Origin of the sequence: Candidatus Amarolinea dominans (assembly GCA_016719785.1) — a bacterium.
Taxonomy (GTDB): domain Bacteria; phylum Chloroflexota; class Anaerolineae; order SSC4; family Amarolineaceae; genus Amarolinea; species Amarolinea dominans.
The window spans coordinates 26442-50324 of sequence record JADJYJ010000013.1; the positions used below are offsets into that span (position 1 = coordinate 26442).

A 23883-nucleotide genomic window follows, 5' to 3' on the forward strand; every position below is an offset into this window, starting at 1 on the left:
TCAGGAAATCAACAAACTGCGCAGGTGGCGGCGGACTTCGGGCTGGCGCACCTGACGCAGGGCGATTTGCGCTTCGTGCAGGTCATCCAGGCGGCGCGAGTCGGCCCAGCGCCCCAGGCGCAGGCCAAACTCACGCAAGCTGTCCAGATCGGCCGTGGGTACCTGCCCCAGCAGACCGGCGCCCACGGCCGCGGCCGCGCACAGGATGGCATTGGACGACCACGCGCTGGCGGGCGCGCTGCCCAACTGCTGGCGCACCTGCGCCTGACTGATGGCCTGCAGCGTCTGCGCAAACAGCGCCACCACGGCCGGCAGTTCGGCCTGCGCGGCAAAAACAGCCGACTGCGCAAAAAGATGATCGCCCAGCAGGACCAGGCCGCCCAACAGTTTGCTGTTGGCGGCCTTGCCGTTGGTGGGCAGGGCCTCGTGCGCCTGGCTGGCGGTGAAGAGCGCTTCCAGGGCCGCGGCCAGGGCCTGGCGCCGCGCCGGCGCCACATGCAGCGCGCGGCCCACCGTCAGCACCACGCGGGCGCGCAGGCGATCCGCATTAGCCGCCAGGGCCGCGCTCAGCGGGTCAGCCAGGGGCGCAAAGGGCACCACCGCGGCCTGCGCCAGCATGGCCTCGATGCGCACCAGCTCGCTCGGATCGTAGGGAAGCGCCGTCTCCGTCACTTCTGTCAACAAAGGCTGAGGCTTGCCCCACAGCGTGGGCAAAGTCAGCCGTGCCGTTGCCGTCGTCATCATTGCGTCCTTCTCATATGAAAATAGCGCACCCTACCTGTAGGTCACGTCTCCGGCGTGACGGCGCACCCAATTTGTAGGGACGCACCCTTGCGGTCGCCCACGCGGGCAGGCGCAAGGCTTGCAGCACATTCGATGCATTATCGCGCCAATCTGCCGGCGTGTCGTGAGGCGAACGGCCCGGCGAACACAACAATCGTCCCAACCTTATTTTCAGGCAATCAACCCGCGACGGTAGCCTTCGGCCACGGCCTGGCTGCTGTTGCGCACATCCAGCTTGCGGTAGATCGTGCCCAGGTGATTCTTGACGGTCTTCTCCGCCATGAACAACTGCTCGCCGATCGCGCGCGCGGTGAGACCGCTGGCGACAAGCTGCAAGACCTGCTGCTCCGCGGCGGTCAAACCAAAACGGCCGCCGGCCTCCCGATTGGCGCGGCGGTAATCGCCCAGAACGTGCTGCGTGACGTCCGGATCGAGCCAGCCCTTGCCGCCATGCACGTTGCGAATGGCCTCTGCAATCCGTTCGGCTTTCGAATTCTTGAGGACATAACCCTTGGCCCCCGCCAGGGTGATGGCGCGCACATCGTTCTCATCGTCAGACTCGGTCAGGGCAATCACCTTGACGCGTGGGTAATTCAGCGCCAACTGCTGTGTGGCCCGAATTCCCCCCTTCGGGTCATGCCGCGGCATGCGCAGGTCCATCAGCACCACGTCCGGCTCGCGTTCCGCCACCCGCTGCAGCACCTCTTCGGGCGAACAGGCTTCGCCGATGACCTCGATATCGCTCTGGCGCTCCAACAGGCGCCGCAGCAGTTCGCGGTGCAGCCCCATGTCATCGGCAATCAGAACCCGAATAGGCGCCATACATCCTCCCAGACGCTTGGATTTCGCCCGGCATCGCCCGGCTGAGCGCGTAGCGGAATCTGGATCAACACACGCGTACCCTGACCGGGCGCAGATTCGATCTGACACCGACCGCCAACCTGCTGCGCCCGCTCGCGGATATTCTCCAGACCCCAGCCTTTGCTCCCCTCTGGCCAGGCAGCCACCGCGGCCGGATCGAAACCTTCGCCGTCGTCGCCGATGGTGACCTCGATCTGCTCAGGCTGCGTTTCGATGGCCACCCAGGCCGCCTGGCAATTGGCATGCTTCCAGACATTGACCAGCGCCTCTTCCACGATATAGCCCAGGTGACGCAGCGTGTCGAAAGGCAACGCCGGTTCCAGCGCGGGCAAACGCACCTCCACCGGTAAATTGGTGTTGCGCTCGAAACGTTCTACAATACTGCGCACCACGGGGAAGAGACGCATCTGCGTGGGATCGTCGCGCAGCGCACGCACGGTCCAGCGAATGTCAGCATGGATGTCGGAGGCCATCGCGGCCACGTGATTCAGCTCATCGCGCATCGCTTCCGGTTCTTCGGTCGCCAGCAGTTCGGCGAACTCCACGCGGCGGCTGAGCGCAGTCAGCCGGCTGAGCACGCTGTCATGAATGTCCATGGCGATGCGGCGGCGCTCCGCTTCGATGCCGGCGTCGGCCTGCAGCGCGTTCATGCGCTCCAGGCTGCGCTGCCAGAGCACCATCAGCAGGGCGATGAAGCCTAAGACGAGCGCCAGGACGGGGTAGGTGCTGGTGCGCAGGATCACTTCATCCACTGCGCGCTGCTCGATGACCGAGGCGAACGTATAGCCGTTGAGCCACAGCGACAGGGCAAAGCCGAAGGTGCCGACGCCGCCGACGAAGATCAGGAGCAGGCCGCGGCGCCAGAGCGTGGGCGAGGCAGGGATCGAGAAGGCGGTCGTCAGCACCGGAATGGCCGAGTGCAGCGCAAAGACGTTGCGATAGCCGCCGTCCGTGGGGATCAGAATGGCGCTGCAGATCAGGGTGTCCAACAGCAAGAAAAATGGCGCCCGCAGAATCGCATCGCGCACGAACAGAAGAACGATCAGGCCGGCGGTGTAGGCGGCCATCGCCCACCAAACGGTCATGATGATTTCCTGACGCGCTTCGATGACCGGATGCGGGTGAAAACGCGTCAGCACCAGGGCATAGGTCAGGGCCAAAATCCGACACAGCATGGCAAATGCGCTCAGCCAGCGGTTGATGCGGCGGCTATCCAAGTCAAAAACAATCATGGGATCATCTTACAATGTCTATTTTCGATCTGCAAATCACCCTGTACAGCACGGCGCTCTATGCCACCTGGATCTTCATTGACCAGTGGAAACTGCTGTTCGATGCCGGTGATGGTGTGACGGCGGGACTGTTGCACAAGTCACGCAAGGTGCAGACCGTGGCTCTGACCCACGCTGACCGCGATCACCTGGCCGGGCTGCTGCAATTCCTGCAGCTCAACGGCCGGCCGGGCGCGCCGCGGCTGCTCTATCCGCGCGATTCCAATTCCTTCCGCAGCCTGGCCGCGTTCACTGCGCAGTTCGACCCCACCACCAGCGCAGGGGTCGTCTGGCAAGCGGTCGCGCCCGGCGATGTCATTCCCTTGCAGAAACAACTGCAACTGCGGGTGCGCCCCAGCCTGCACTGGCGCGATGTGCCGGCCGACCAGGTGAAGGTCGTCGCGTACACCGTTCAGCACGCGGCGTCGAGCCTGCGTCCTGACTTGCTGGGCCTGCCACAGGCCGAGTTGGACGCCATCCGCCTGCGCGACGGTCGCGACAGCCTGATGACCACGCGCACGCACGATCTGTTGACCTTCAGTGGAGACACGCCGCTCATGCCCGCGGACGCCTGGGGTCAGCCGCAGCTCCTGATTCACGAAGCCACCTTCCTGGACGACGAAACCGCGGCCGACGCGGCCGCCACGCGTTACAACCGGCACAGCGGGCTGCCCGGCGTGCTGGACATGGCGCTGGCGCTGGCGCCGCAGGGCCTGATCCTGACTCACTTCTCCCTGCGCTATGCGCCTGAGGAGATCGTCGCGATCATTCAACGCGAGGCGCAGCAGCGCCAGCTTCCGTTCCCGGTCTGGGCCGTCATGCCAGGCGAGATCCAGCGCGACATCCTGCACACCCCGCCCGTGTGGGGGTGAGGCCCCCTGGCCCCCAAGTATGGGGGGATTGGGCCTCCACACCCCGCCCGTGTGCGGGTGAGGGTTGGCGATTGACAAACCGCTCAATTTAGTATGAATTAGGGGAGTCGTCCCACCTGATTAAGGAGAATTTCATGATTCAATACGTTCGCGCCATGGCCTGGCGCTTAAGCTGCTGGCCGACAACTTCCCTGACCTGCAGGTCATCACCACCGGCTGGCTGCATTAAAGATGACAGGTTTTCGTGCAAAGATGACAGGTTTTCGTGCAAAGATGACAGACCCATGAAAGACTCTTTCTGGTACAATGAGTGCGCGCAGCCGAGCTGGCGGTGATCAAATTCCCCGATGGTAGCAGGGGTTGACAATTTATCAGAAAGGAGGACAGGATGCAAGCCAAAAGCCACACGACAGCCATTCTGCTGTCTATCTTCGTTGGGGTATTGGGGATAGATCGGTTCTATCTCGGATACACGGGTCTCGGAATTCTCAAGCTGGTGACCGGGGGCGGTTTCGGCCTCTGGTGGTTGGTGGACATGATTTTGATTGCCATGAATCGTTTGCCGGACGCCAACGGTCAAGCGCTCGTCTAGTCAGCAGGAACGTAAGAATGGCATTGCGACGCCGACGCTCGGCGACATGAATGGTGGCTCCGACCCTCCGACCGGAGCCACCTCGATCCCGCACTGCTCTAAGTACCTGCACATCAGCCAGCTGTTTCCTGAAAAAGCAGGGGCTGGAAAGAACCCGCCCTCTCAGCAGCGTACGTCTCGCGCTCAAGTCCGAGCCGCTCCAGGGCCATCCGGCAAAACCTGGGTTCGATCTCAAAGCCGATGTAGTTGCGCTTGGCTTGACCGCGGCTGGCCGTGGTGCCGCTGCCCATGAATGGATCCAAGACAGTTTGACCCTCGATGGTTGTCAACTTGGCCAGGAACTCGATCAGGGCCAACGGTTTCTGGGCTTCGTGCAGCCTGATTTCGTCTGCAGCAAACCCAAACTCCAGCACATTGGTTGGGCTTGCGCCATTGACAAGGCATTCCTCGATATTCATGGCGCCGACGCCATTCTCGAGCAGGTTATCCACGATGGTGCCGCCAATTCGATACGGCTTCACAAACCAGGCAATCGGCTCGTAGGCTGGCGCGAGATTGCCGAGGCGCCAACCGCTCCATCGGTCAGCCTCTATATTGAGACCCCGTCGTTCGAACACAATGCTGACGCGCTGTGCTCGATGGTGCGCCGACGGTTTGCGCCAGGCAAGCGTGTCCTTGAGCAGGAATCCCGCGTCTTCAAAGGCGTTGATCACTCTGTGCAGCGTGCGTCTGGCCCCAAAAACAAATAGAGAGGCGCCACGCTTCATCTTGGATTGCAGAGGCACACACCATGCCTGACACCATGCCTGGTATTCTGACCCGATATTGCGATCCGCTTGTGACCAGCCGTTGATTGGCTTGCCCCGACGTTTGAATCCCGATTTGCCTATTTGCGCCGGAGACTGGCCCAGGAGTGCTGAATTCGTATTGTCGTGCAGCACATCCCAGTCATCCAGACTGATGCCGTAGGGAATATCTGAGAGAAACAAATCAATCGAATCATCCTCAAGGTGATGAATGTGCTCCCGACAATCCCCTTCGGTAATCTTGTTGAGATATGAATCGTTCACCGATCCTCAAGTTCATCAAAGGCATTGCGCTTACTGGCGATCTGAAACATTAGATCAATGAGTTGTTGGCGGTTCATAAGCATGATACCTTCGGTGTCGGGCTGTTCGTGGGCACAAACATTACACTCCGTCCTCGTGCGCCCATGATACCCGCGCGTCTTCCTTGTGTCAAACGTGATTCTCCGAATCCGCTTGCGCGCCGGATGTAATCAGACCAGAGATGCTCGCCACGAGCGCGTCGCGCTCCCAGCCTACTTCGAGTGCAAACGCGGGGTGGCGCGCCAATAGGGTGTGCGCGTGGTGCAGCACGGTTTCCAGGAAGGGCAGGCTGTCCCACCAGCCGAGCGCAGGAATGGCCCGCTCGAGCGCCTGGCCGGCCGTCAGCGGGGTGATGTGCGTGGCCAGGCGCTGTCCCACTGAAACGAACAGAGGCAGCAGACGCGTGACCCGCGGCGACGCGCTGGTGTAGCGCCCCGGAAACACCTGCGCCAGGTCGAGGCGGTATTTCTCCCCTTCCCAGGTGTTGAGCGCCACCGCCTGCTGGCGCAGATGAGGGAAAAAGTCGAACGCGCCCGGCCGCACCCGTAATTCGCCCACCGGGCTGGCCAGTACCTCCACGCCCGCGGCATCCAGCCGTGTGTAGATCAGCCCATCGGCCAGCAGCGTGAAGCCCGCGTGCAGCAGCGTCAACGCGGTGGTGGATTTGCCGCTGTTGTCGTGGCCGATGAGCAGCAGCACAGTATCCTCATGCACCAACGCCACCGCATGCCACTGCAGCAGTCCGGCGCGGCGTGTGAGCAGATTGTAGAGGACGGTGCCGAAGATGAACTTGCTGACCAGCGCGGTTTGCGCCGCCAGAGACGGCGCGACGAAACCGATTGCCTCCTGCTTCCGCAGATCGGCCAGCACATGCCCATCCCTCCCGGCGCTGATCGCAATCCAATCGCCATGCCCATCGTAGGTAAACGGCGATTCACCCTCCAGGTTGACCGCGTCCCACTCTGCCGTCTCCGCCCGGCCACGCGATCGGTCAGCAGCCTGGCGCTCGAACAGACTGATCTGCATCGGCGCCTCCGCCGCGGCCAGGGGCGCTGTGCTGAACTTCGCTACCCACGCCGCACAAGCCGCGACCAGCCGCTGACTGTTGGTCGTCAGCAGCAACGGGTAGCCGAACACATTGAACTGCTGCGTCGTTGCCCCCTCCGTCGCCCGACGCTGCCAGAAATCAGGCATGCGCTGGCGTAAAACTTCCATATCCAATCTCCCTCAATAATGCGCCAGACTGCCATCCTGACGAGCGCGATGCGTGGCATAGCGGAAGAGCGCGAGGCTGACAGGCAGCAGCACCACCGTGAAGGCGAGCAGGGCCAGCAGCGGGCGTCCCAGTTGCCCCAGGGAAAGGCCTTGCAAGAGCGCGCCGCGGATCGCTTCCAGCGCATGCGTGACCGGCAGCGCGTAGGCTACGACCTGCAGCCAGCGCGGCAGGATCGAAACCGGGAAATAGACGCCGCCAAAAATATAAGTCGTGCCCGACACCAGCCAGGCGATGGGATCGCCTTTCTTGAAGATGAGCACGAACGCCGCCGAAGCAATGCCCCAGGCGCTCAGGCAGACCAGCGACAGAGCGATGGTGATGACCAACGTCGGCCAGTTGGCGCCGAGAAAACGTGCCCCCAGCAGCCAGCCCGCCAGCAGTTGCAGCGCCAGGATGACCAATCCTTCGAGCAAGGCCCAGAAGGCGCCGCCCAGCAGCGCCAGCGACGGGTGTGTAACCGTGACCAGCAGCGGCTCGATGGTGCCGGTCAGCATTTCCTCGCGCAGGCCCAGGGCAAACTGGCGCAAGACGGTGTTCAGGTACTGGGAAAAGACGGTGCCGACCAGCGCGAAGGTGAAATAGTCAACCCCGTACGCGGCCACGGCCGCGGGCGGTGTGCTGAACAAGCGGCCCAGGAAATAGACAAAGACCAACCCCGTGAATGCTTCGATGTAGCGTGCCCAAAAATTGGGACGATAGCTGCGTTCCAGCGTGTAGCCCTTCAGCACGAAGGCCAGAAATTTCTGCCAGCTCAGCCCGCCGGCGATACCGATGAGGCTTCTCATGCGGCCGTGACCTCTTTGACGACATCGCGCAGGCTGCGCCGGCGCACCTGCTCACAGCGGCGCAGTTGCGCGCCGTGCAGCATGACGGCCTGCCAGACCTGGGGCCATACCTCGCCGCCATCCTCATTCAAGGTCAACTCCCAGGCCACCAGGCCCGCGGCTGCACCGCCGTTGATCGGCCTTAGCTCCTGCACGCCGGGCACGGCCTGCAGGCTGACGCCCAGCGCCGCGCCCTCGTCGGTCGCTACCTCCAGCAGGTAGGTGGAGAGGCCCGGCAACGCCTGCAAGACCGCGGCCGGGGTGCCTTCGAGCACAATTTCGCCCATGCGAATCAGGGCCACGCGGTCGCACAGGTCCTCGACGCCGTGCAGCTCATGCGTGGTGTAAAACACGGTCTTGCCCTGGCGTCCCACCAATTCCTGGCGAATCAGATCGCGCAACTGATCCGCGCTGGTCACGTCGAGGCTCTTCGTCGGCTCATCCAGGAAAAGCAGCGGCGGATCGTGCAACAGGGCGCGTGCCACATTGAGCTTCTGGCGCATGCCGGTGGAGAAGAACTGCACCGGCAGGTCGCCCGCCCGCTGCAGATCGAACCAGGCCAGCAGTTCTTCGATACGCGGGCGCAGCCGGCGCCACGGCACTTCCTGCAAGGCGCCGTAGAAGGTGAGGTTCTGGCGGGCGCTCAGGCGCGCGTAAAAGCTGCGGTCTTCACTGGAGCAAAAACCGATGGAAGCGCGCACCGCGGACGCTTGCGTCCGCGTGTCGAAGCCGTTGACCCAGGCCTGGCCCGCGCTCGGTTCCAGCAGCGTGGTGAGCAGGCGAATCAGAGTGCTCTTGCCCGCGCCATTATTGCCAAACAGCCCAAACAAAATGCCCCGCACGCCTGCGGCCGCCCTCTCGCAAACTGACCCCCGTCCCATCGCCACCGCCTCTCCCCTCGGTACGGGGGGGGGGGGGGGGGGGGGGGGGGGGGGGGGGGGGGGGGGGGGTCTATACCCAAACCCCGTCTCCGCTCTCAATCTCCGCTCTGCAATCTCCAATCTCACTCTCCGATCTCAATCTCCGATCTCTGCTCTCCAAAGCGCGTGCGCAACAGCCGCGCCAGTTCGCGCAGGCCGGCGACGGCGTAAGGGCCATAGGCTAAAAACCACCAGCGTGAGGCGGCCAGGGTGGGGTAATGATCGGCCAGGCGCCAGCGGTGCGGAAAGCCTTCGTACCAGGCCAGGCGCAGCCGCTCGCCGTTCGTGTTGCACCAGCGCAGGCGCTCACGCACCGGGCGCCAGGTGGCAAAATCGCTCAACGGCGCCGGCTCCCGTTGGGTAGCCAGCCAGGCCTGCAGCAGCGGCGACAGACGACCGACCAGCCGCGCCAGATCGGCGGCCGGCACGCAGTCTGGAAAGAGTTCGGCTGCCATCGTCAGCGCGGGCGCGGTCAGGCGGGCGTCCAGGCGGTCGAGCCAGGCTTGCGCGTCTGACCACAGGCCGGTCGCCTGCACTTGGCGCGCCAGGTAGGCGGTGTCCTGCAGCCAGATCAGCCGCGGCGGCCCCTGGATGATGTGCGCGGCGGCATGGGCCAGCGAGTAGATGAAATGCGTCACGAGGTCGGGCAGCAGGGTGTTGACGCCGAGCAGCACGCCGGGCCGCGCACCGCGCCAAAGGGCCTCGGTAAAATCCACTGCCAGCCACTCCATGCCCTCCTGCGCCTCGAGGTTGATGTCAACCAGGCGGGCGTTGTCAGGGTGCCAGGTCCAGGGCACTTTTTGCGACCAACCGGGCCGGGTGAAGGTGCGATTCTTCCAATTCTGCTCGCGTTCGACATAGCCCAGGCTGTGCAGGCCGGCGCTGAGCCCCGGCCAGTCGTCCGGATGCGCCAACAGATCAAGGTCTGCCATCTGGCGTTGGTCCGGCGAGGCGTAGAGGGTCTGCGCGGTGACCGCGCCTTTGAGCGGCAGTACGGCAATGCCCGCCCGCTCCGCGCTGCGCAGAATCGCCGCCAGCTCGTCCTGTTGCAGCCGGCTGCGCTCCTGCCCCCACGCGTGCAGCGTCGCCAGGTGCTGGTGCAACCACTCCGGAAGCGCCGCGGCCAGGGCCGGCTGCTGCGCCAGAATGGGCACAATCCAGGGCGTCAGCGTATGCAGATAGAGCACGCGCGGCGCCTGACGCCAGGTGGCGTCATCCCAGCCCCGCACGCGCGCGGCCGCGGCGTCCCAATCCGTTGTGCGCAGCCAACGGGTCAGTTCGGTGGCTGCCAACGCAAAACGAACCGGGTCCAGATTCGCGATGTTGTCCACTGTGGCTCTCTCCTTCAGATCATCCTCACCGGCGCGGGATTGTACCGCAAAAGGCACAGGAAGCCAAGCGTGGGGCTGCGCGAGGGCGCACCCAAATGTAACCTGATTGTGTAGCTTACCCTACAAAGATGAAGGGCGGCCCCTGCCATAATGACTTCAGTCACCCCTTCATTGCTCGCATTGCTCGCATTGCTCGCATTGCTCGCAGCCAATGGCACGTCATCATCCCCCGGTGTTTTGGAGGAAAAAAATGAATCGGTCATTACAATATACCCTATACGCAGGTGTTGCCGCGCTCATTGGTCTGCTCGTGGTGCAGCCGTTGGTACATGCCGGCGCGCCACGGAGTGCAGGCGTCATGTGGGCGGCGCGGGCACAGGACCAGCAATCTGCTGCCCAAGCGCCGCAGGTGACGCGCACGGTCTGTCCGTCCGGCTGTCCGTACAGCGTGATCCAGACGGCCATTACGGCTTCTAGCAGCGGCGATGTGGTGCGGGTGCTGGCCGGCGTCTATCAGGAGAACATCACGCTCAAGGCAGGCGTGTCGGTCATCGGCAGCGGCCCAGGTCAGAGCATCATTGACGGGCGTGCGCTCAACGCCACCGTGTTGGCAACCACCAGCACAATCGGAAACAGCACGGTGGTGTCCGGCTTCACGATCCGCAACGGCTCGGCCACTGCGGGGGGCGGTGTACGCCTGGACGGCGGCGCCTCGCCCACGATCCGGGACAACATCATCGAGAACAATGTGGCAACCACTTTCTTTGGCGGCGGCATGTCGCTATCGGGCGGCTCCAGTGCGCGCATCGAGTACAACCTGATTCGCAACAACAGCGTCAGCGCTGCCACCGGCTCCGGCGGCGGCGTCTTCATCCGTGAAAGCTCCAACGCCACCTTGATCGGCAATCGCATCGAGGGTAACACGGCGAACAACGGCGGCGGGGTGTACGTGCAAGGTTCAGCGCCCATCCTGACCGCGAATCGGCTGGCCAACAACCAGGCCGCCAACCTGGGCGGCGGCCTGATCCTGACGCAGAGCAGCCACGCAACGCTTTTGAACAACGTCCTGGAGTCCAACACGAGCGGCCTGGACGGGGGCGGCGCCATCGTTCAGAACAGCAGCAACGCCATCTTGCGCAGCAACGTGCTGCGCAACAACACGGCCAACAACAACGGTACGGCCGGCGGCATCAAATTTTACGGCGCCGGCACGCCCACCTTCGATGGCAACTGGCTGGAGGGCAATGAGGGCAAGGACGGCGGCGGGGCGTATCTGGAGTTGGGCAACAACGTGCTCTTTGCCAACAATGTGCTCGTCGCGAACCGCGCCCGCAACTTCGGCGGAGCAATGGTCGCCAATGGCGTACCCGCGATCATTCGCAACAACCTGATCCGCGAGAATCAGGCGGCGCAGAATGGCGGCGGGGTTTATCTGCAGGCAGGGACGCCGCAATTCAGCAACAACACGGTGGACAATAATGATGCGCAGGGGCCAGGCGATGGCCTGGTGGTGCAGGGCGGCGCCGTTGCCACGGTGCGCGAGAACATCATCACCAACAACGCCAGGGGCATCAATGTGCAGGGCGCCACCGTCACCCCGATCGCCAACGATGTCTGGAACAACACGACGAACTACATCAACCTGGCCCCGGATACCGCCAGCATCTCGCAGAATCCGTATTTCACCAGCGGGCCGTTGGGCGCATTCTATCTGAGTCAAACCGCGGCCGGGCAGACCGTCAACAGCCCGGCCATGAACGCCGGCGCGCGCACGGCCGTCGCGGCCAGTGTGGACACCCGCACCACGCGTACCGATGAGGTGTTGGACAGCGGGGTCGTTGATATGGGCTTTCACTACCCGCCGCAGGCGCCTCAACTGCGAGTCGAACCGTCCGAACTGGTCTTCCATGCGGACAGCGCGGGCGTCACGCTGCCGAGCCGCTGGCTGCTGCTGCTGAGCGACAACGCCTTTCCCCTCACCTGGGGCCTGACCGAAGAAGTGGCGTGGCTGCGCTTGAACGTCAGCACCGGCGCGACTCCTGCTGTGGTCGAAGCCACCGCGCTTTCCGCCAATCTGGCCGAGGGGGTTTACGACGTGTGCGTGTTGGTCGAGGCCGGCGGCGTCAGCACCAATTGCCTGCCGGTGCGCCTGGAAATCGCCCGCACCTGCAGCCTGCCCACCGACCTGGACTGTGATGGCAGCCTGGCGGCCGCGGATCTGGTTCTGCTGGCCGGGCATTGGGGCGAAGCGAGCGGTTCGCTGCCGTTCGTGCCGCGCTTCGACCTGAACAGCGATGGTCGAATCTCCGTGGCCGATTTCATTCTGGCGACGGCCAATTGGGCGCTGGCGCAGTAGAATTGACAGGCATTTCCGGCAAGGCTATAATCGTTCGTAGATTCTGGCACAAATCAGGACGCAGCAGGGGGGAACGATGCCTGTGAAGGGAACGCTCTACATCACCGGACAGAAGAAGCCGGTGGCCGATCTCACGTGCGATGTCTTCGAATACACGGATAATCATCGTCCAGGGGACCGCTACCGCATCAACTACGAGTATGTGAAACGCCATCAGAAAGTGCGGATCGAGTTGATCCGGGAAACACCGATGCGCCTGGAGCTGGAGGATGGTCGCAGGGCCGATGTGACCGTGCAGTGTGAAAGCACCGCGCCCAACGGCGGCCAGTTAGGCGTCCTGCGCGTCAAGGGCGATTTTACGCACTGACCTGTATTTTCTGCCACGAATTTCACGAATTTTCACGAATTGGTTTCGTGTGTATTCGTGGCATTCGTGGCCCTCGAAAGAAGACCGTTGTATTTTCTGCCACGAATTTCACGAATTTTCACGAGGCATTCGTGGCCCTCGAAAGAAGACCGTTGCCCCTGGCGCGATAGAAGACACTCGCCATTTTGCGGATTCCACCAGCGGAGAGTGCCGTCACTGCCCGCGCTGACCAATTGTTTGCCGTCCGCACTCCAATCATACGTAAGATAGAAATTGGTGGTCAACAAACCGCTAGTCTACAGTCAATTTGACTGGACTGACAGTTGCTTCATTGGTGGCATAGATGCGCCAACCTGTCTCAAACTCAGCGGTTTTGATTGCCGGTTGATTGCGACTGACCGTCACCTGATAACGCACCTGGCGCTCCATGTGCGCCGGTTTGTCTTTGTAGGCGCGTACTCGGCGCTCGGTCACCTCTTCTTTGAGGTCGTGCTGGAAGAATCCTTGCACCCGGTTTGATTCCGACCGCTACTGAGGGGCTTCACAGAATCTTCACAGTGTGTACATCACGCCAGCACAACTCGCACCTATACTGAGGGCTGTGTTACCCAGGGCGCGATTGCAAGCGCCCTGCGCGGCAACTGAAAACCCAAAGCACGCGTATCGGAGGAGTTCATGAAGCAGGTCGGGAAGAAGAAGCGTCGGTTGAGTTGGCTGTTTATCGTTTTGCCGTTGGTCGTGGTTGCATTGGCCGCCGGTGGTTGGTACTATTTCGGCCAGCGCGCGGCCGCGACCAAAACGCCGGCCACCCCCGCGCTGCAAACCGCCAAAGTGCGCACCGGCGATATCACCATCACTGCCAGCGGCGCTGGCAACCTGTTGCCCGCCAGCGAAACGGCGTTGGCCTTCCGCACCAGCGGCCTCCTGGCCCAGGCGGCTGTCAAAGTGGGGGATCGCGTGGAAGCCGGACAGGTATTGGCGCGGCTGGATGACGCGGATGCACGTGCCCAGGTCGCCCAGGCCGAGGCCAATTTGCGGCTGGCCGAGCTTAAGCTGGCCGATCTGATGGCCGGGGCGGATCCGGCCGCAGTGGCAGCCGCGCGGGCCAGCCTGGCCGCGGCCCAGGCGGATCTTAGCCGGCTCATTACGCCCGCCACCGCGTCCGAGCTGTTGGGGGCGCAGGAAAACCTGCGCAGTACACAGGAGGCTTTGGCTCTCCTGCTGGCCGGCCCTGATCCGGCGAAACTCACGGCCGCCAGAGCCACCTTGACCCTGGCCGAGATCAACGTGCGGGCCGCGCAAGCCGCCTACGACAAGATCGCCGACCGTGCTGACGCTGGCGCGACGGCGCAGGCCGCCGCACTGTGGCAGGCGACGACCAACTATGAGAAGGCCGCGGCGGACTATGAGACGGTGCAGGCTGGCCCGGCCGCGGATGTCATCACCGCGGCGCGCGCTAAGGTGGCCGTGGCGAAGTCCCAGCTTGATGCTGCGAAAGCTGCCCCCGATGCCGCGGCGCTTAAGGCGGCCGAGGCCAAGGTGGCGCAGACCCAGGCGCAGCTGGACGCGCTGCTGGCCGGGCCTAACGCGAACGACAGCGAGGCCGCCAGACTCAGCGTGACCCTGACGCGCTACAGCCTGGAGAATGCCCAGCGGGCGTTGAACAACACGCAGTTGCGCGCGCCGATCTCCGGGACGGTGCTGGCGGTGAACGCCGAGGCCGGCGAGACGGTCGGGACAGCGCCAATCATCACGGTGGCCGATCTCTCCGCTTCGCAGCTGCGCTTCTGGGTCGAAGAAAGCGACCTGATGAGTGTCGCGCCGGGCAACCCCGTACAGATCGTCTTCGATGCGCTGCCCGACCTGGTCTTCGCGGGCAAGGTCTTGCGCGTGGATCCGTCGCTCGTCACGGTGGAGGGCACGTCCGCGGTGCAGGCCTGGGCCAGCATTGATCTGGCGCAGCATCCGGTCAAGCTGCTCTCCGGCCTGACCGCGGAGGTGGAGATCATCGCGGGCGAGGCCAAGGGCGCGCTGCTCGTGCCGGTGCAGGCGCTGCGCGAGCTGGCCCCCGGCTCCTATGCGGTGTTCGTCGTGAAGGCCGACGGCCAGTTGGAGATGCGGCCGGTGACGGTGGGCCTGCGTGATTTCGCCAACGCCCAGATCATCAGCGGCCTGGCGAAGGGCGATGTGGTCAGCACGGGCACCGTGGAGACGAAGTAGCGGCGGCCAGAGCGAGGTGAGTCGAGATGGAACCGAATGCAAATGTGATCGAAATCCGTGGCTTGACCCGGGTCTACGGCATGGAAGACGCGATGGTGTATGCGTTGGCCGGCGTGGATCTGCAAGTCAAGCGCGGTGAGTTTGTGGCAATCATGGGGCCGTCCGGGTCGGGCAAGTCCACCCTGATGAACATCCTGGGCTGCCTGGATCGGCCGACGGACGGCGAATATCACCTGGATGGCGAGGATGTCAGCCAACTGGACCGCAACGACCTGGCGATCGTCCGCAACCTGAAAATTGGCTTTGTCTTCCAATCGTACAATCTGCTGCCGCGGTTGAGCGCGGTGAAGAACGTGATGCTGCCGCTGCTTTACAACGTCGAAGAGCGGCTGACCGAGGCGGAACGCTACGAGCGCGGCGTCGCTGCGCTGGCAGCGGTGGGGCTGGGCGACCGGCTGCATCACCGGCCCAACCAAATGTCGGGCGGTCAGCAGCAGCGGGTGGCGATCGCGCGGGCGCTCATCAACAAACCGGCGATCATCCTGGCCGACGAGCCGACCGGCAACCTGGACACCAGGTCCAGCGTGGAGATCATGGATCTGTTGAACAAGGTGCATGGCAATGGCGGCACCATCGTCATGGTGACGCACGAGCCGGACATCGCGGGCCATGCGCAGCGCGTGGTCTGCGTGCGCGATGGGAAGATTGTCTCGGACGGCCGCGACGGCGCGGGCCATTGCCTGGAACGGGGAGGGCGTGATGACGCTTAATGAAACACTGCGGGTGGCCTGGGAAGGGCTGAAGCTCAACCGGGTGCGCTCCTTTCTGACAACGTTGGGTGTGATCATCGGCGTGGCGTCGGTCATCATCATGTTGGCGGTCAGTGCGGGGGCCGAGGCGGCCATCGCCGATCAGATCAACGCCCTGGGCGCCAACCTGATCATCGTCAACCCGGTGCGCGGGGTGCCGGGCGCATCGCAGACCCTCACCTACGACGACGCGCTGGCAATCAAGGAGGCGGTGAGCAACAGCGAAGGCGTGTCCGCCGAATTCCAGGTGGTGCAGGATACGAGCACCGCACGCGCCAGGCTGGAAGGGATCACCATCCTCGGCGTCACAGCCGACTTCCCGATCGTGCGCGATTATGCAGTCGGGGAAGGCCGGTTCTTCACCGCCGACGAGAACGAACGCAAGCTGAAGGTGGTCGTCCTCGGCTATGGCATGGCGCAGGATCTGTTCGGCAGTGACAGCGCCATCGGGCAGGTAGTTACCGTCGGTTCAACCAGGCTGACGGTGGTGGGCGTGATGGAGGAGAAGGGCGTGGTGGCCGATGTGGATTACGACGGCCGGCTGTACATCCCGCTGCAACTGCTATATCAGAAGTTCAGCCCATCCGTCCTCGCCGCGGATCGGGTGCGCACCATCTACATCAAGGCGGAGAGCCAGGAGGCGATGACCAGCGTCACCAACCAGATCAAGGCGCTGCTGGTCGAGCGCCACGATGTGGATCCGGCCAAACCCGACTTCGTCCTGCAAACACAGCAGGACATCATCAGCACGCAGCAGGCCACGACCGAGGCGTTCCGCGATCTGCTGGCGTGGGTGGCGGCGATCTCGCTGCTGGTGGGCGGCATCGGCATCATGAACATCATGCTCGTGTCGGTGACGGAGCGCACGCGTGAGATCGGCCTGCGCCAGGCGTTGGGCGCCCGGCCGCGCGATGTGCTGCTGCAATTCCTGATCGAGGCGGTCACGCTCAGCCTGGTCGGCGGCCTGGCAGGCGTCATTCTGGGGATCGGCGGCGCGGAGCTGTTCGGCCGGCTGGGTGACATGCAGACGCAGATCGTCCCGGTCTCGGTCCCGCTGGCGTTCGGCGCGGCCGCGGCCGTGGGCATCTTCTTCGGCTATTATCCCGCCACGAAGGCGGCGCAACTCGACCCCATCGTGGCGTTGAGGCACGAATGATAGGAGAAAATATGAAACGATTCGTTTTGGTTATCAGCCTGATGACCCTGGCCGCCCTGCTGTTGGCGGCGTGTGGCGGCGCAACGGCGCCGCAGGCGGCCCCGGCGAGCGCCAGCGCACCTTCCGGGGCTGCGACGAGCCTGGACACCAGTTATCCCAACGCGCTGCCCATCCGCAATCAGCTCCTGCTAGGCATGCTGAAACTCGAGGAGAGCGCGCAGCCGCTCAGCGCGCCGCAAGCGGCCCAGCCTGCTGCCCTTGTGGCAGGGCATCCGCGGCACGATGAACAGCGGCGCGGCGGCCCAGGCCGAAACCGATGCACTGCTCCAGCAGATCGAGGCGGGCCTGAGCGCCGAGCAGCGGGCGGCGATCCGCGGTTGGAAGCTGACCCAGGCTGATCTGCAGGAGTGGGCGCGCAGTCAGGGAATCACAACGGGGAGCGGCGATACGGCCGGCAGCGGCATGGGGTCGGGCGAGCCAGGCGGCGGTCAGGCGCTCTCCGCCGAGGCGCGCGCCACACGGCAAGCCGAACGCGGCGGCAGCGCCGAAAGCGGCGGGTTGAGCAAGGCGTTGGTGGATGCTATGATCAAGTTACTCGAAAGCAAGAAAGCAAACTGAGGCACAAACCATGAAAATCCTGAAGACATTCGTGATCGTACTGAGCCTGGCCGTGATGGTGGCAGGCTGTGGTGGGGCGCCGGCCCCTGCACAGCCGGCAGCGGCGCCTGCGGCGGCGAGCAGCGGCGGCCTGGTTGAGGATTATCCCGACGCGCTGAGCGTTCGGAATCAGTTGGCCTTCGGCACGCTCCGCCTGGAGGGGACGGCCAATGCGGTCACCGCGGCGGAGGCAGCCAAGCTGGCGCCGCTGTGGCAGGCGCTCAAGACACTGGCTGCCAGCTCGACCAGCGCGACCGAAGAGGTGATCGCGGTGCAGAACCAGATCAGCGCAGCCATGACCCCCGCACAGATCAGCGCCATCGCCGGCCTGAAGTTGACCAACGCCATGCTCCAGGCGTACTACGTGGAGATCGGTGTGAGCGTCGCGAGCACACCGGAGCCGGGCGTCACGCCGCAGAGCGGCAGCCTCAAGGATTTGCCGCCCGAACAGCGGGAAGCCGCCAAAGCGACCGCCCAGGCGCAAGGCACGCCGGTGGGCGGCGGCAGCTCCAGCGCCAAGAAGGATGCCCTGCTCGACAATGTCATCCTGTTGCTCACGAACCGGGCGAAGTAGGCAACCACCGCCGCCGTGGGCAGCCCTGATGGACCGTTCCTGGGATGTCACGATGCTCCGGCCGCGTACGGCCGGAGCATCGTTTTTTTTTACAACCGTAAAATCTGCTTTGTCACCCTTCACTACCGTACAGAACACCTGTTCATCAATCCACTGCGTTGATCTACCCTGACAAGGGTGCCTGATTGAGTCGGAAGTCGCCCGGAATGGGCATATCCAGCACGGGGAGCTGCTTCAGATCGGGCTGAAAGACACCGGCCCACTCATGAAGGTGAGCATACTGAAAGTAAGCTTCCCGGCCCGCATGAGCAGGCCGGGAAGCCGTGGCTCGCCCTGTAGAATGTCCTCCTACTCGTAGCGCAGCGCGTCCGCCGGATAGATGCGCGAGGCCTGGATCGCGGGCAGGATGGTGGTGAGCAGCGAGAAAAGGTACGCGCCCAGGACGATGATCCCGATCTGGCCCCACGGCACGGCCAGGGTGCGCCCGGCCGTGATGACGCTGAATAGTTGGCCGATGATGGCCTGTCCCATCAGGATGCCCGTGCCCGTGCCCAGGCCGATGCCCACCAGGGCGATGAAGCTGGTCTCCAGCACAAAGGAGAGCGCGACCATTTCAGGCTGGTAGCCGATGGCCCGCAGCATGCCCACCTGCTGCCGTCGCTCCACCACGGTGCGGGCGCTGATCACACCCAGCGCGGCGATGCCCACCAGCAGCCCGAGGGCCAGGAAACCCTGGAACAGTTGCAGGATGCCGCGGGTCAACGCCTGGCCCTGGGCGGCGCTGTCCGCGATCACCGTGGCGTCCAGCGCGGAGCTGAGGAAGGCCCGCTCCACTTCCTGGGCAACTTCCCGCACATTCGCGCCCTCGCTCACCTTGATGAAGAAGGTGTCCGGCCGCACATCCTCGCCGCTGACGGCGGCTATCGCCCGGCCGTTGACATGCACCTGGTTCATGCTGACCGTGGTGATGTCCGACAGCACGCCGATCACCTGCACCCGGTGGGTGCGCACCTGTCCGCCCGACTCATCCCGCAGCTCCAGCCACACCTCCGGCAGATCATCCGCCCGTGTGAAGCCGGTCAGCCGGAATCTGAACTCCCCCTGTGTGGCCGGCGTGTCAGCCTGAGAGCCGGCCTCCTCGGCCAGCCCGCCGATGGTTGCCATCGGGTCATTGCCACCGCCGCCTCTGGAGATTTCGTAGCTGCTGTCGGGATTGGCCACCAGGAACGGGGTGACGATCGCCACGTCGTCCCGCTCCAGCAGCGCCTGCCAGACCGCGGCGTCGTCCTCGAACCCCGCCGCTCGCTGCTGGAAGGTGTAGATCCCTCGGGCCTGGGCCATGAAGCGTTCGTCCATGCCCGTCAGCGCGAGAGAGCGCCACGGCCCGATCGCGCCGGGGCCTGCCTGGCGCACATCCACCGAGCGGTTGACGATGGCCCCCACTGCGGCCACATCCCCGTGGGGAAAGTCCTCCAGCCCGGCTATTTCCGCTTCCAAATCCGTCACCCGGTCGAAGAAGCTGAGCAGCCCAAACGACGTGCTGATCTCAAAGCCGGCGCTGCCCTTGGCGTCCGGCGCGATGACGCTTTCCGTGGCCTGGATCACCACGGCCATGAGCACCACTGTGGTGATGATCATGGCGAACATGACCATGGCCACGCCGGTGCGGAAACGACTGGTCAGGGGATAGGCGATGGCGGTCTTGAGCACCGGCGTCAGCGCGCCGATGCCGCCCAGCGCCCGGCTCACCGCCTGCAGCAGGATGTCCGCGCTGAACATGATGACCAGGATGCCGCCCAGGATCAGCGCTGGCCCCTTGACCACCAGCGAGAGGACGGTCCAGCGGGGATCCTGCTGCAGCAAGCCGAAGCCCCTGCCGGGCAGCAAGGTCTCCCAGGGCAGCCCCCAGATGAGCACCAGGCCCAGGCCCATGGCTGAATAGACCAGCCGCCGCCGGCGTTCCGTGCGCATGGAGGTGGCCGAGAGCGCCCAGCTCACGCTCAGCAGCCCGCCGACCAGCAGCATGGAGAGCGCGATCAGCAGCAGAACGCCCGACCCTCCGCCCGCCACGCCGAAGGTGAGCCACGCGCCCGCAGCCACGGTCAACGGGCCGGTGATCAGCCGGCCGATCAGCTTGCCTGCGCCCCGTTGGCCCCCGTCCGGTTCCGGCGTGTCCAGGATCGCCGAGACGATGTTCAGGCGACTGACCCGCCAGGAGGAGACGGTGACGACGGCAAAGGTCAGGAGCACGCCCAGGGCGTAGGCGATCACCACTGACGTGGGCGCGACGTTGAAGTGGAAGGTGAAGAGGCTGCTGGAAATTTCGCTGCTGACCTGCTGGGCCGCCGTGTTGAAGATGCCGCCCAGGAAGCCGATCATGGCGTAGGAGATCGCCAGCCCCAGGACGATGCCCAGGGCCGCGGCCACCAGGTCGTAGATCATGCCCTCGGAGACGAACATCTGCACCAGGTGGCCCCGCTGCATACCGATGGCGCGGGCCATCCCCATCTCGCTGCGCCGCTCCGCCGCCAACATGACGAAGATCAGGAAGATCAGCAGCACGCCGGCGAAGATGGAGAAGATGCCAAAGATGGTGAAGACCGTGGTAAAGACCGTGCCGCCGATCCCTGCCGCCGCGACCACCGTGTTCTTGCTCAGCACATCCAGCACTTCCAGATCGCTGATCCGGCCCAGGATCTCGTCCAGCTTGACGCCGGTCTCACCGGCGAGGGGCAGTCTGCGCAGCCAATTCTGCATGTCCGGCTGGGCCACGAGCACCCGCAGCTCCGGGGAGACGCCAGCGCCCGTCAGTTCCGCGACCAGGCGGGGCGTGCGCTCGGCCAGGGCCACGTTGCCCATCCCCCCGCCACCCCCGCCGATAAAGGCCATGAAGTCGGCCATGTCCGCTTCCTCTCGACTCAGGGTGGACGGGGCAGAGCCGTCCGCGCCGGCCGCGATGGCAGCCAGCACGTCCGGTTCCCGCAGCAGGGCAAGCAACTCCGTCAGGGCGTCCTCGTTCAGGGCCAGCGCTCGCAGTTGCCGGGCCGCGGCCGCTGTGTTTTCCATGCCCGTGTAGGCATCCCCGGTGTTGGAGACGAGCACATTGTTCACCCGCCCCGGCATGAAGAGCAGTTCCTGGGCTTCATCCAGCCGCAGCATGACCACCGGCTTGAGCGCGCCCAAGGGGCCGGCCTGCTCCACAATGGCGCGCACCCGGAAGGGCACGGGGATGGGGCCGATGAAGATGTCCAGCACGTCTCCCGGCTGCGCGTTGAGCTGCTCCGCGCCCAGTCGGTTGAGGTAAACATCCCCCTGGCGCAGTTCCAGCCCCACCTGCTCCAGGACGCGGTCAATCTCCATGCCCAGGGTGTTCAGGTTCACCGCGCTGAGGATCGCGTCCGTGTTCAAGCCCAACGCCGCTCCCGCCGCGGCCAGGTCGAGATTGCCCCCCGACAAGGCCCTGCCCAGGGCGGCGATATCCGGCTGGCCGTGCCCGGCGCCGGGGGGGCCAGGGTCTCAGTCAGGGCCGGGGGGGGGTGCCCCGGGGGGGGGGGGGGGGGGGGAGGGGGGCGGGGGGGGGGGGGGGGGTAGGGGGGCCAGGGTCTCAGTCAAGGGCCGCGTGGGTGTACCGGTCGCTTCACCGGTCGCTTCATTCAGCAGTCCCTGACCCTGGGTGATCAGCGCGCCGGCCTGGGCGATGCCCGCGGCCACGCTGTCCACGTTGATGCCGATGCTGTCCGCCCAGCGAAAGAGGTTGCTGGCCTGGGCAAAGATGTTCCCCACGCCCGTGCGCAGGTCCTCCATCTGCACCGGCTTCCCATCCACCGTCGTGAGACCGAACTGCTCGTCGTATTCGTTGTTCACGGCCACGATGAAACCCAGCGGGATGCCCTGGCCGCTTGTCCGGTCACGGATAATGGTCGGGAAGGCGATAGAGGGCGCCAGCCCATCCACCACGGCGGCGGTGGCCGGGTCTGCCTGGGCCTGATCCCGGAGTTGGGCGTAGCGCGCCTCGCTGATGCCCGGCAACCCCTTCTGGAGCAAGCCCAGGATGCTGAGCAGGTCCCCGTCCAGCAAGCCGGACAGCTCGGAGCCGGCCAGGGCGTCGGCCGGATTATCCCCTTCCGCGGCATTCGTGGCGAACCCGGCCAGCACTGAGAGCAAGGGCGGCGAGATCACCTGATCAATGGCGCCGTAAGCGTTGATGGCGTGGCGGCGCACCGAGTAGCTGAGCGTGTCGCCGATACTGAGCGCGCTGACGATGATGATGGTGCTCAACGTCAGACCCAGGATGATGAGGGCGGACTGGGAGCGTCGCCGGGGAATGTTGCGCACACCCAGTTTGGCAATGGTGCGGTTGCGCAGCCCCATCACGACCAGATAGAGCAGGACCAGCGCCACCGCGGCCAGGAGTCCGATGGCCCATGTTTGGGCCGGGCTGAAGCCAAGTTGAGTTGTCATGTTGCCCCTATTCCCCTGCCGCCACAGCGCCGGGCGTCCCGGTGCGGAGATCGGCTGTCTCGTCGCGCACATCTGCCACGATCTCGCCATCCTGCATGTGGATGACGCGGTCGCACAGGTCACCGATTTTGGGGTCATGGGTGACGATCACGAAGGTTTGACCTTGTTCCCGGTTCAAGTCGCGCATGAGCGTGAGCACATCCGCGGCCGACTTGGTGTCCAGGTTGCCGGTAGGCTCGTCGGCCCAGACGATCGCGGGGCGACTTGCCAGCGCCCGCGCAATAGTCACCCGTTGGCGCTCGCCGCCGGAGAGTTCCGCCGGGCGATGCTCCGCGCGATCAGCCAGTCCAACTTGGGTCAGGCCACGCAGGGCACGCTGCCGGGCCTCCCGCGGGCGGACGCCGCTGAGCAGGAGGGGCAGTTCGACATTCTCCACCGCCGTGATGACGGGGAGCAGGTTGAAGGTTTGGAACACGAAGCCCATGCGCCTGGCCCGGTAGCTGGTGCGCGCCCGGTCGCTCATTGCCCGCAGGGCGGCGCCTTCGATCTCTACCTCGCCCAGATCGAAGCTGTCCAGGCCGGACAGGCAGTTGATCAAGGTCGTCTTGCCGCACCCCGATGGCCCCATCACGGCCACCATCTCGCCGGCCGCGATGGACAGATCCACGCCGCGCAGGGCGTGCACCTCGATCTTGCCGTTGCGGAAGGTCTTATGTATGTTTCGAGCCAGGATGATTGGTTTTTCCACGAGATTACTCCTTTGCATCACATCTACTCCACGCCGGGGAAATTGCGACAGTTTGTCTTCTGGCGATTGGTTACTCTTCAACCTCAATGCGGTCCACCTGGACCTGCGAGCCGTTGACATCGGGCACGTTGCTCAGCAGTGTACCATAAAGATGCACGATCTTGCCACTGTCGCGCAGCGCCTTGATCCGGGACTGTACCGCCGGGTCCAGGGAGTCAATGCCAAACAGGATGACCTGTCCCAGGTCCTGCCGCTCGAAGTAGTCATCGAACTGCGCGCCAGGCCCCGTACTCCTGATGACGCCCCACCAGTTAGCCAGCTCTTCTGCGGTTTCTGGTGGCTTGTAGCCGCCTGAGGCATTTCCTCCTGGGCCACCGCTTGCTGTTGGAGTTGCCTCAACGGTCATGGCAGGTGTCGGGCCGCACTCTCCCCGGAAATAGGCCCACTCGTCACATGTGCTGCCATCTGGAAAAATACATATTCCGTTTTGGCTGCCATCGGCAGCAGTGCGAATTTCGAGTTTATTGCCACCCTGCGTGCAATAGACCGAGGCAGGATTGGGCATACCCGCCTGAGGCATGTCTGTCGCCGCAGGTTCAGGCGCCACCTGAGTCGGGGGCACCGCCGTGCAGGCTGTCAGTGCTGTCAGAATGATGATGAGTGTAACGATCCTTTTCATTTTCTTCCTTCCTTACG

22 protein-coding genes are annotated in these 23883 nt (G+C 64.4%); 9 read left to right on the top strand and 13 right to left on the bottom strand.

Features of this window, described 5'->3' with window-relative positions:
* The 3 genes from IPM84_15135 to IPM84_15145 all read right to left on the bottom strand — a co-directional run bounded on the left by IPM84_15135 (position 1) and on the right by IPM84_15145 (position 2876).
* Positions 1-744, bottom strand: a complete 744-nt coding sequence (locus IPM84_15135) for a hypothetical protein (GenBank protein ID MBK9094073.1) — start codon at positions 742-744, stop codon at positions 1-3.
* A 210-nt stretch (positions 745-954) separates the two neighbouring features.
* A complete protein-coding gene (locus tag IPM84_15140; protein ID MBK9094074.1) occupies positions 955-1605 on the bottom strand; it encodes a response regulator transcription factor in 651 nt (216 codons plus the stop codon).
* Positions 1584-2876: a sensor histidine kinase gene (locus tag IPM84_15145; GenBank protein ID MBK9094075.1), complete on the bottom strand. Its 1293-nt coding sequence runs from the start codon at positions 2874-2876 to the stop codon at positions 1584-1586. The genes IPM84_15140 and IPM84_15145 overlap by 22 nt, the downstream gene beginning before the upstream one ends.
* Positions 2877-2890: 14 nt before the next feature.
* On the opposite strand from IPM84_15145, the gene IPM84_15150 reads away from it, so the two are divergent.
* Positions 2891-3787, top strand: a complete 897-nt coding sequence (locus IPM84_15150) for an RNAse Z (protein ID MBK9094076.1) — start codon at positions 2891-2893, stop codon at positions 3785-3787.
* A 388-nt stretch (positions 3788-4175) separates the two neighbouring features.
* Positions 4176-4379: a TM2 domain-containing protein gene (locus tag IPM84_15155; GenBank protein ID MBK9094077.1), complete on the top strand. Its 204-nt coding sequence runs from the start codon at positions 4176-4178 to the stop codon at positions 4377-4379.
* A gap of 113 nt (positions 4380-4492) precedes the next feature.
* Here the strand turns inward: IPM84_15155 and IPM84_15160 are convergent, their stop codons facing one another.
* The 5 genes from IPM84_15160 to IPM84_15180 form a co-directional block, all read right to left on the bottom strand.
* Positions 4493-5449 (bottom strand): site-specific DNA-methyltransferase, encoded by a 957-nt coding sequence (locus tag IPM84_15160; GenBank protein ID MBK9094078.1) that lies wholly within the window; start codon positions 5447-5449, stop codon positions 4493-4495.
* Positions 5450-5617: 168 nt separating this feature from the next.
* On the bottom strand, positions 5618-6703 hold the full coding sequence (locus IPM84_15165) for a hypothetical protein (GenBank protein ID MBK9094079.1): 1086 nt from the start codon (positions 6701-6703) through the stop codon (positions 5618-5620).
* A 12-nt stretch (positions 6704-6715) separates the two neighbouring features.
* Positions 6716-7549, bottom strand: coding sequence for an ABC transporter permease (locus tag IPM84_15170; protein ID MBK9094080.1), 834 nt, complete (start codon positions 7547-7549; stop codon positions 6716-6718).
* Positions 7546-8430 (bottom strand): ABC transporter ATP-binding protein, encoded by an 885-nt coding sequence (locus IPM84_15175; protein ID MBK9094081.1) that lies wholly within the window; start codon positions 8428-8430, stop codon positions 7546-7548. The genes IPM84_15170 and IPM84_15175 overlap by 4 nt, the downstream gene beginning before the upstream one ends.
* 161 nt (positions 8431-8591) lie before the next feature.
* Positions 8592-9839: a nucleotidyltransferase family protein gene (locus IPM84_15180; GenBank protein MBK9094082.1), complete on the bottom strand. Its 1248-nt coding sequence runs from the start codon at positions 9837-9839 to the stop codon at positions 8592-8594.
* Positions 9840-10089: 250 nt separating this feature from the next.
* On the opposite strand from IPM84_15180, the gene IPM84_15185 reads away from it, so the two are divergent.
* Together IPM84_15185 and IPM84_15190 are read left to right on the top strand one after the other, a co-directional pair.
* The gene (locus IPM84_15185; protein ID MBK9094083.1) at positions 10090-12195 is read left to right on the top strand and encodes a right-handed parallel beta-helix repeat-containing protein; all 2106 of its coding nucleotides are present in this window, start codon (positions 10090-10092) and stop codon (positions 12193-12195) included.
* A gap of 76 nt (positions 12196-12271) precedes the next feature.
* A complete protein-coding gene (locus IPM84_15190) occupies positions 12272-12562 on the top strand; it encodes a hypothetical protein (GenBank protein ID MBK9094084.1) in 291 nt (96 codons plus the stop codon).
* A 291-nt stretch (positions 12563-12853) separates the two neighbouring features.
* On the opposite strand, the gene IPM84_15195 is transcribed toward IPM84_15190, so the two are convergent.
* Positions 12854-13072 carry a hypothetical protein gene (locus IPM84_15195; GenBank protein MBK9094085.1) on the bottom strand — a complete coding sequence of 73 codons (219 nt, stop codon included), beginning with the start codon at positions 13070-13072 and terminating at the stop codon, positions 12854-12856.
* Between the two features lie 165 nt (positions 13073-13237).
* Between IPM84_15195 and IPM84_15200 the strand changes: the two genes are divergently transcribed.
* The 5 genes from IPM84_15200 to IPM84_15220 all read left to right on the top strand — a co-directional run bounded on the left by IPM84_15200 (position 13238) and on the right by IPM84_15220 (position 17978).
* Positions 13238-14782 (top strand): efflux RND transporter periplasmic adaptor subunit, encoded by a 1545-nt coding sequence (locus IPM84_15200; GenBank protein MBK9094086.1) that lies wholly within the window; start codon positions 13238-13240, stop codon positions 14780-14782.
* A gap of 26 nt (positions 14783-14808) precedes the next feature.
* Complete coding sequence (locus IPM84_15205; protein MBK9094087.1) at positions 14809-15552, top strand: ABC transporter ATP-binding protein; 744 nt, start codon at positions 14809-14811, stop codon at positions 15550-15552.
* Entirely contained in the window at positions 15542-16747 is a 1206-nt protein-coding gene (locus tag IPM84_15210; protein MBK9094088.1) for an ABC transporter permease, read from the top strand. The genes IPM84_15205 and IPM84_15210 overlap by 11 nt, the downstream gene beginning before the upstream one ends.
* 258 nt (positions 16748-17005) lie before the next feature.
* Positions 17006-17365, top strand: coding sequence for a hypothetical protein (locus IPM84_15215; protein ID MBK9094089.1), 360 nt, complete (start codon positions 17006-17008; stop codon positions 17363-17365).
* A gap of 10 nt (positions 17366-17375) precedes the next feature.
* Complete coding sequence (locus IPM84_15220) at positions 17376-17978, top strand: hypothetical protein (protein MBK9094090.1); 603 nt, start codon at positions 17376-17378, stop codon at positions 17976-17978.
* 348 nt (positions 17979-18326) lie between these two features.
* Here the strand turns inward: IPM84_15220 and IPM84_15225 are convergent, their stop codons facing one another.
* The 4 genes from IPM84_15225 to IPM84_15240 are packed head-to-tail and all read right to left on the bottom strand — an operon-like array spanning position 18327 to position 23866.
* Positions 18327-21434 (bottom strand): FtsX-like permease family protein, encoded by a 3108-nt coding sequence (locus tag IPM84_15225; GenBank protein MBK9094091.1) that lies wholly within the window; start codon positions 21432-21434, stop codon positions 18327-18329.
* 60 nt (positions 21435-21494) lie between these two features.
* On the bottom strand, positions 21495-22439 hold the full coding sequence (locus IPM84_15230) for a hypothetical protein (protein ID MBK9094092.1): 945 nt from the start codon (positions 22437-22439) through the stop codon (positions 21495-21497).
* A gap of 7 nt (positions 22440-22446) precedes the next feature.
* Positions 22447-23205, bottom strand: coding sequence for an ABC transporter ATP-binding protein (locus IPM84_15235; GenBank protein MBK9094093.1), 759 nt, complete (start codon positions 23203-23205; stop codon positions 22447-22449).
* A 52-nt stretch (positions 23206-23257) separates the two neighbouring features.
* A complete protein-coding gene (locus IPM84_15240; GenBank protein MBK9094094.1) occupies positions 23258-23866 on the bottom strand; it encodes a DUF333 domain-containing protein in 609 nt (202 codons plus the stop codon).
* Between the last annotated feature and the right edge of the window lie 17 nt (positions 23867-23883).

Coding starts and splice junctions, on each gene's coding strand:
- IPM84_15135 (MBK9094073.1), bottom strand. CDS start 744: ATGATGACGACGGCAACGGCACGGCTGACTTTGCCCACGCTGTGGGGC.
- IPM84_15140 (MBK9094074.1), bottom strand. CDS start 1,605: ATGGCGCCTATTCGGGTTCTGATTGCCGATGACATGGGGCTGCACCGC.
- IPM84_15145 (MBK9094075.1), bottom strand. CDS start 2,876: ATGATTGTTTTTGACTTGGATAGCCGCCGCATCAACCGCTGGCTGAGC.
- IPM84_15150 (MBK9094076.1), top strand. CDS start 2,891: ATGTCTATTTTCGATCTGCAAATCACCCTGTACAGCACGGCGCTCTAT.
- IPM84_15155 (MBK9094077.1), top strand. CDS start 4,176: ATGCAAGCCAAAAGCCACACGACAGCCATTCTGCTGTCTATCTTCGTT.
- IPM84_15165 (MBK9094079.1), bottom strand. CDS start 6,703: ATGGAAGTTTTACGCCAGCGCATGCCTGATTTCTGGCAGCGTCGGGCG.
- IPM84_15170 (MBK9094080.1), bottom strand. CDS start 7,549: ATGAGAAGCCTCATCGGTATCGCCGGCGGGCTGAGCTGGCAGAAATTT.
- IPM84_15185 (MBK9094083.1), top strand. CDS start 10,090: ATGAATCGGTCATTACAATATACCCTATACGCAGGTGTTGCCGCGCTC.
- IPM84_15190 (MBK9094084.1), top strand. CDS start 12,272: ATGCCTGTGAAGGGAACGCTCTACATCACCGGACAGAAGAAGCCGGTG.
- IPM84_15200 (MBK9094086.1), top strand. CDS start 13,238: ATGAAGCAGGTCGGGAAGAAGAAGCGTCGGTTGAGTTGGCTGTTTATC.
- IPM84_15205 (MBK9094087.1), top strand. CDS start 14,809: ATGGAACCGAATGCAAATGTGATCGAAATCCGTGGCTTGACCCGGGTC.
- IPM84_15210 (MBK9094088.1), top strand. CDS start 15,542: ATGACGCTTAATGAAACACTGCGGGTGGCCTGGGAAGGGCTGAAGCTC.
- IPM84_15220 (MBK9094090.1), top strand. CDS start 17,376: ATGAAAATCCTGAAGACATTCGTGATCGTACTGAGCCTGGCCGTGATG.
- IPM84_15230 (MBK9094092.1), bottom strand. CDS start 22,439: ATGACAACTCAACTTGGCTTCAGCCCGGCCCAAACATGGGCCATCGGA.
- IPM84_15235 (MBK9094093.1), bottom strand. CDS start 23,205: ATGCAAAGGAGTAATCTCGTGGAAAAACCAATCATCCTGGCTCGAAAC.
- IPM84_15240 (MBK9094094.1), bottom strand. CDS start 23,866: ATGAAAAGGATCGTTACACTCATCATCATTCTGACAGCACTGACAGCC.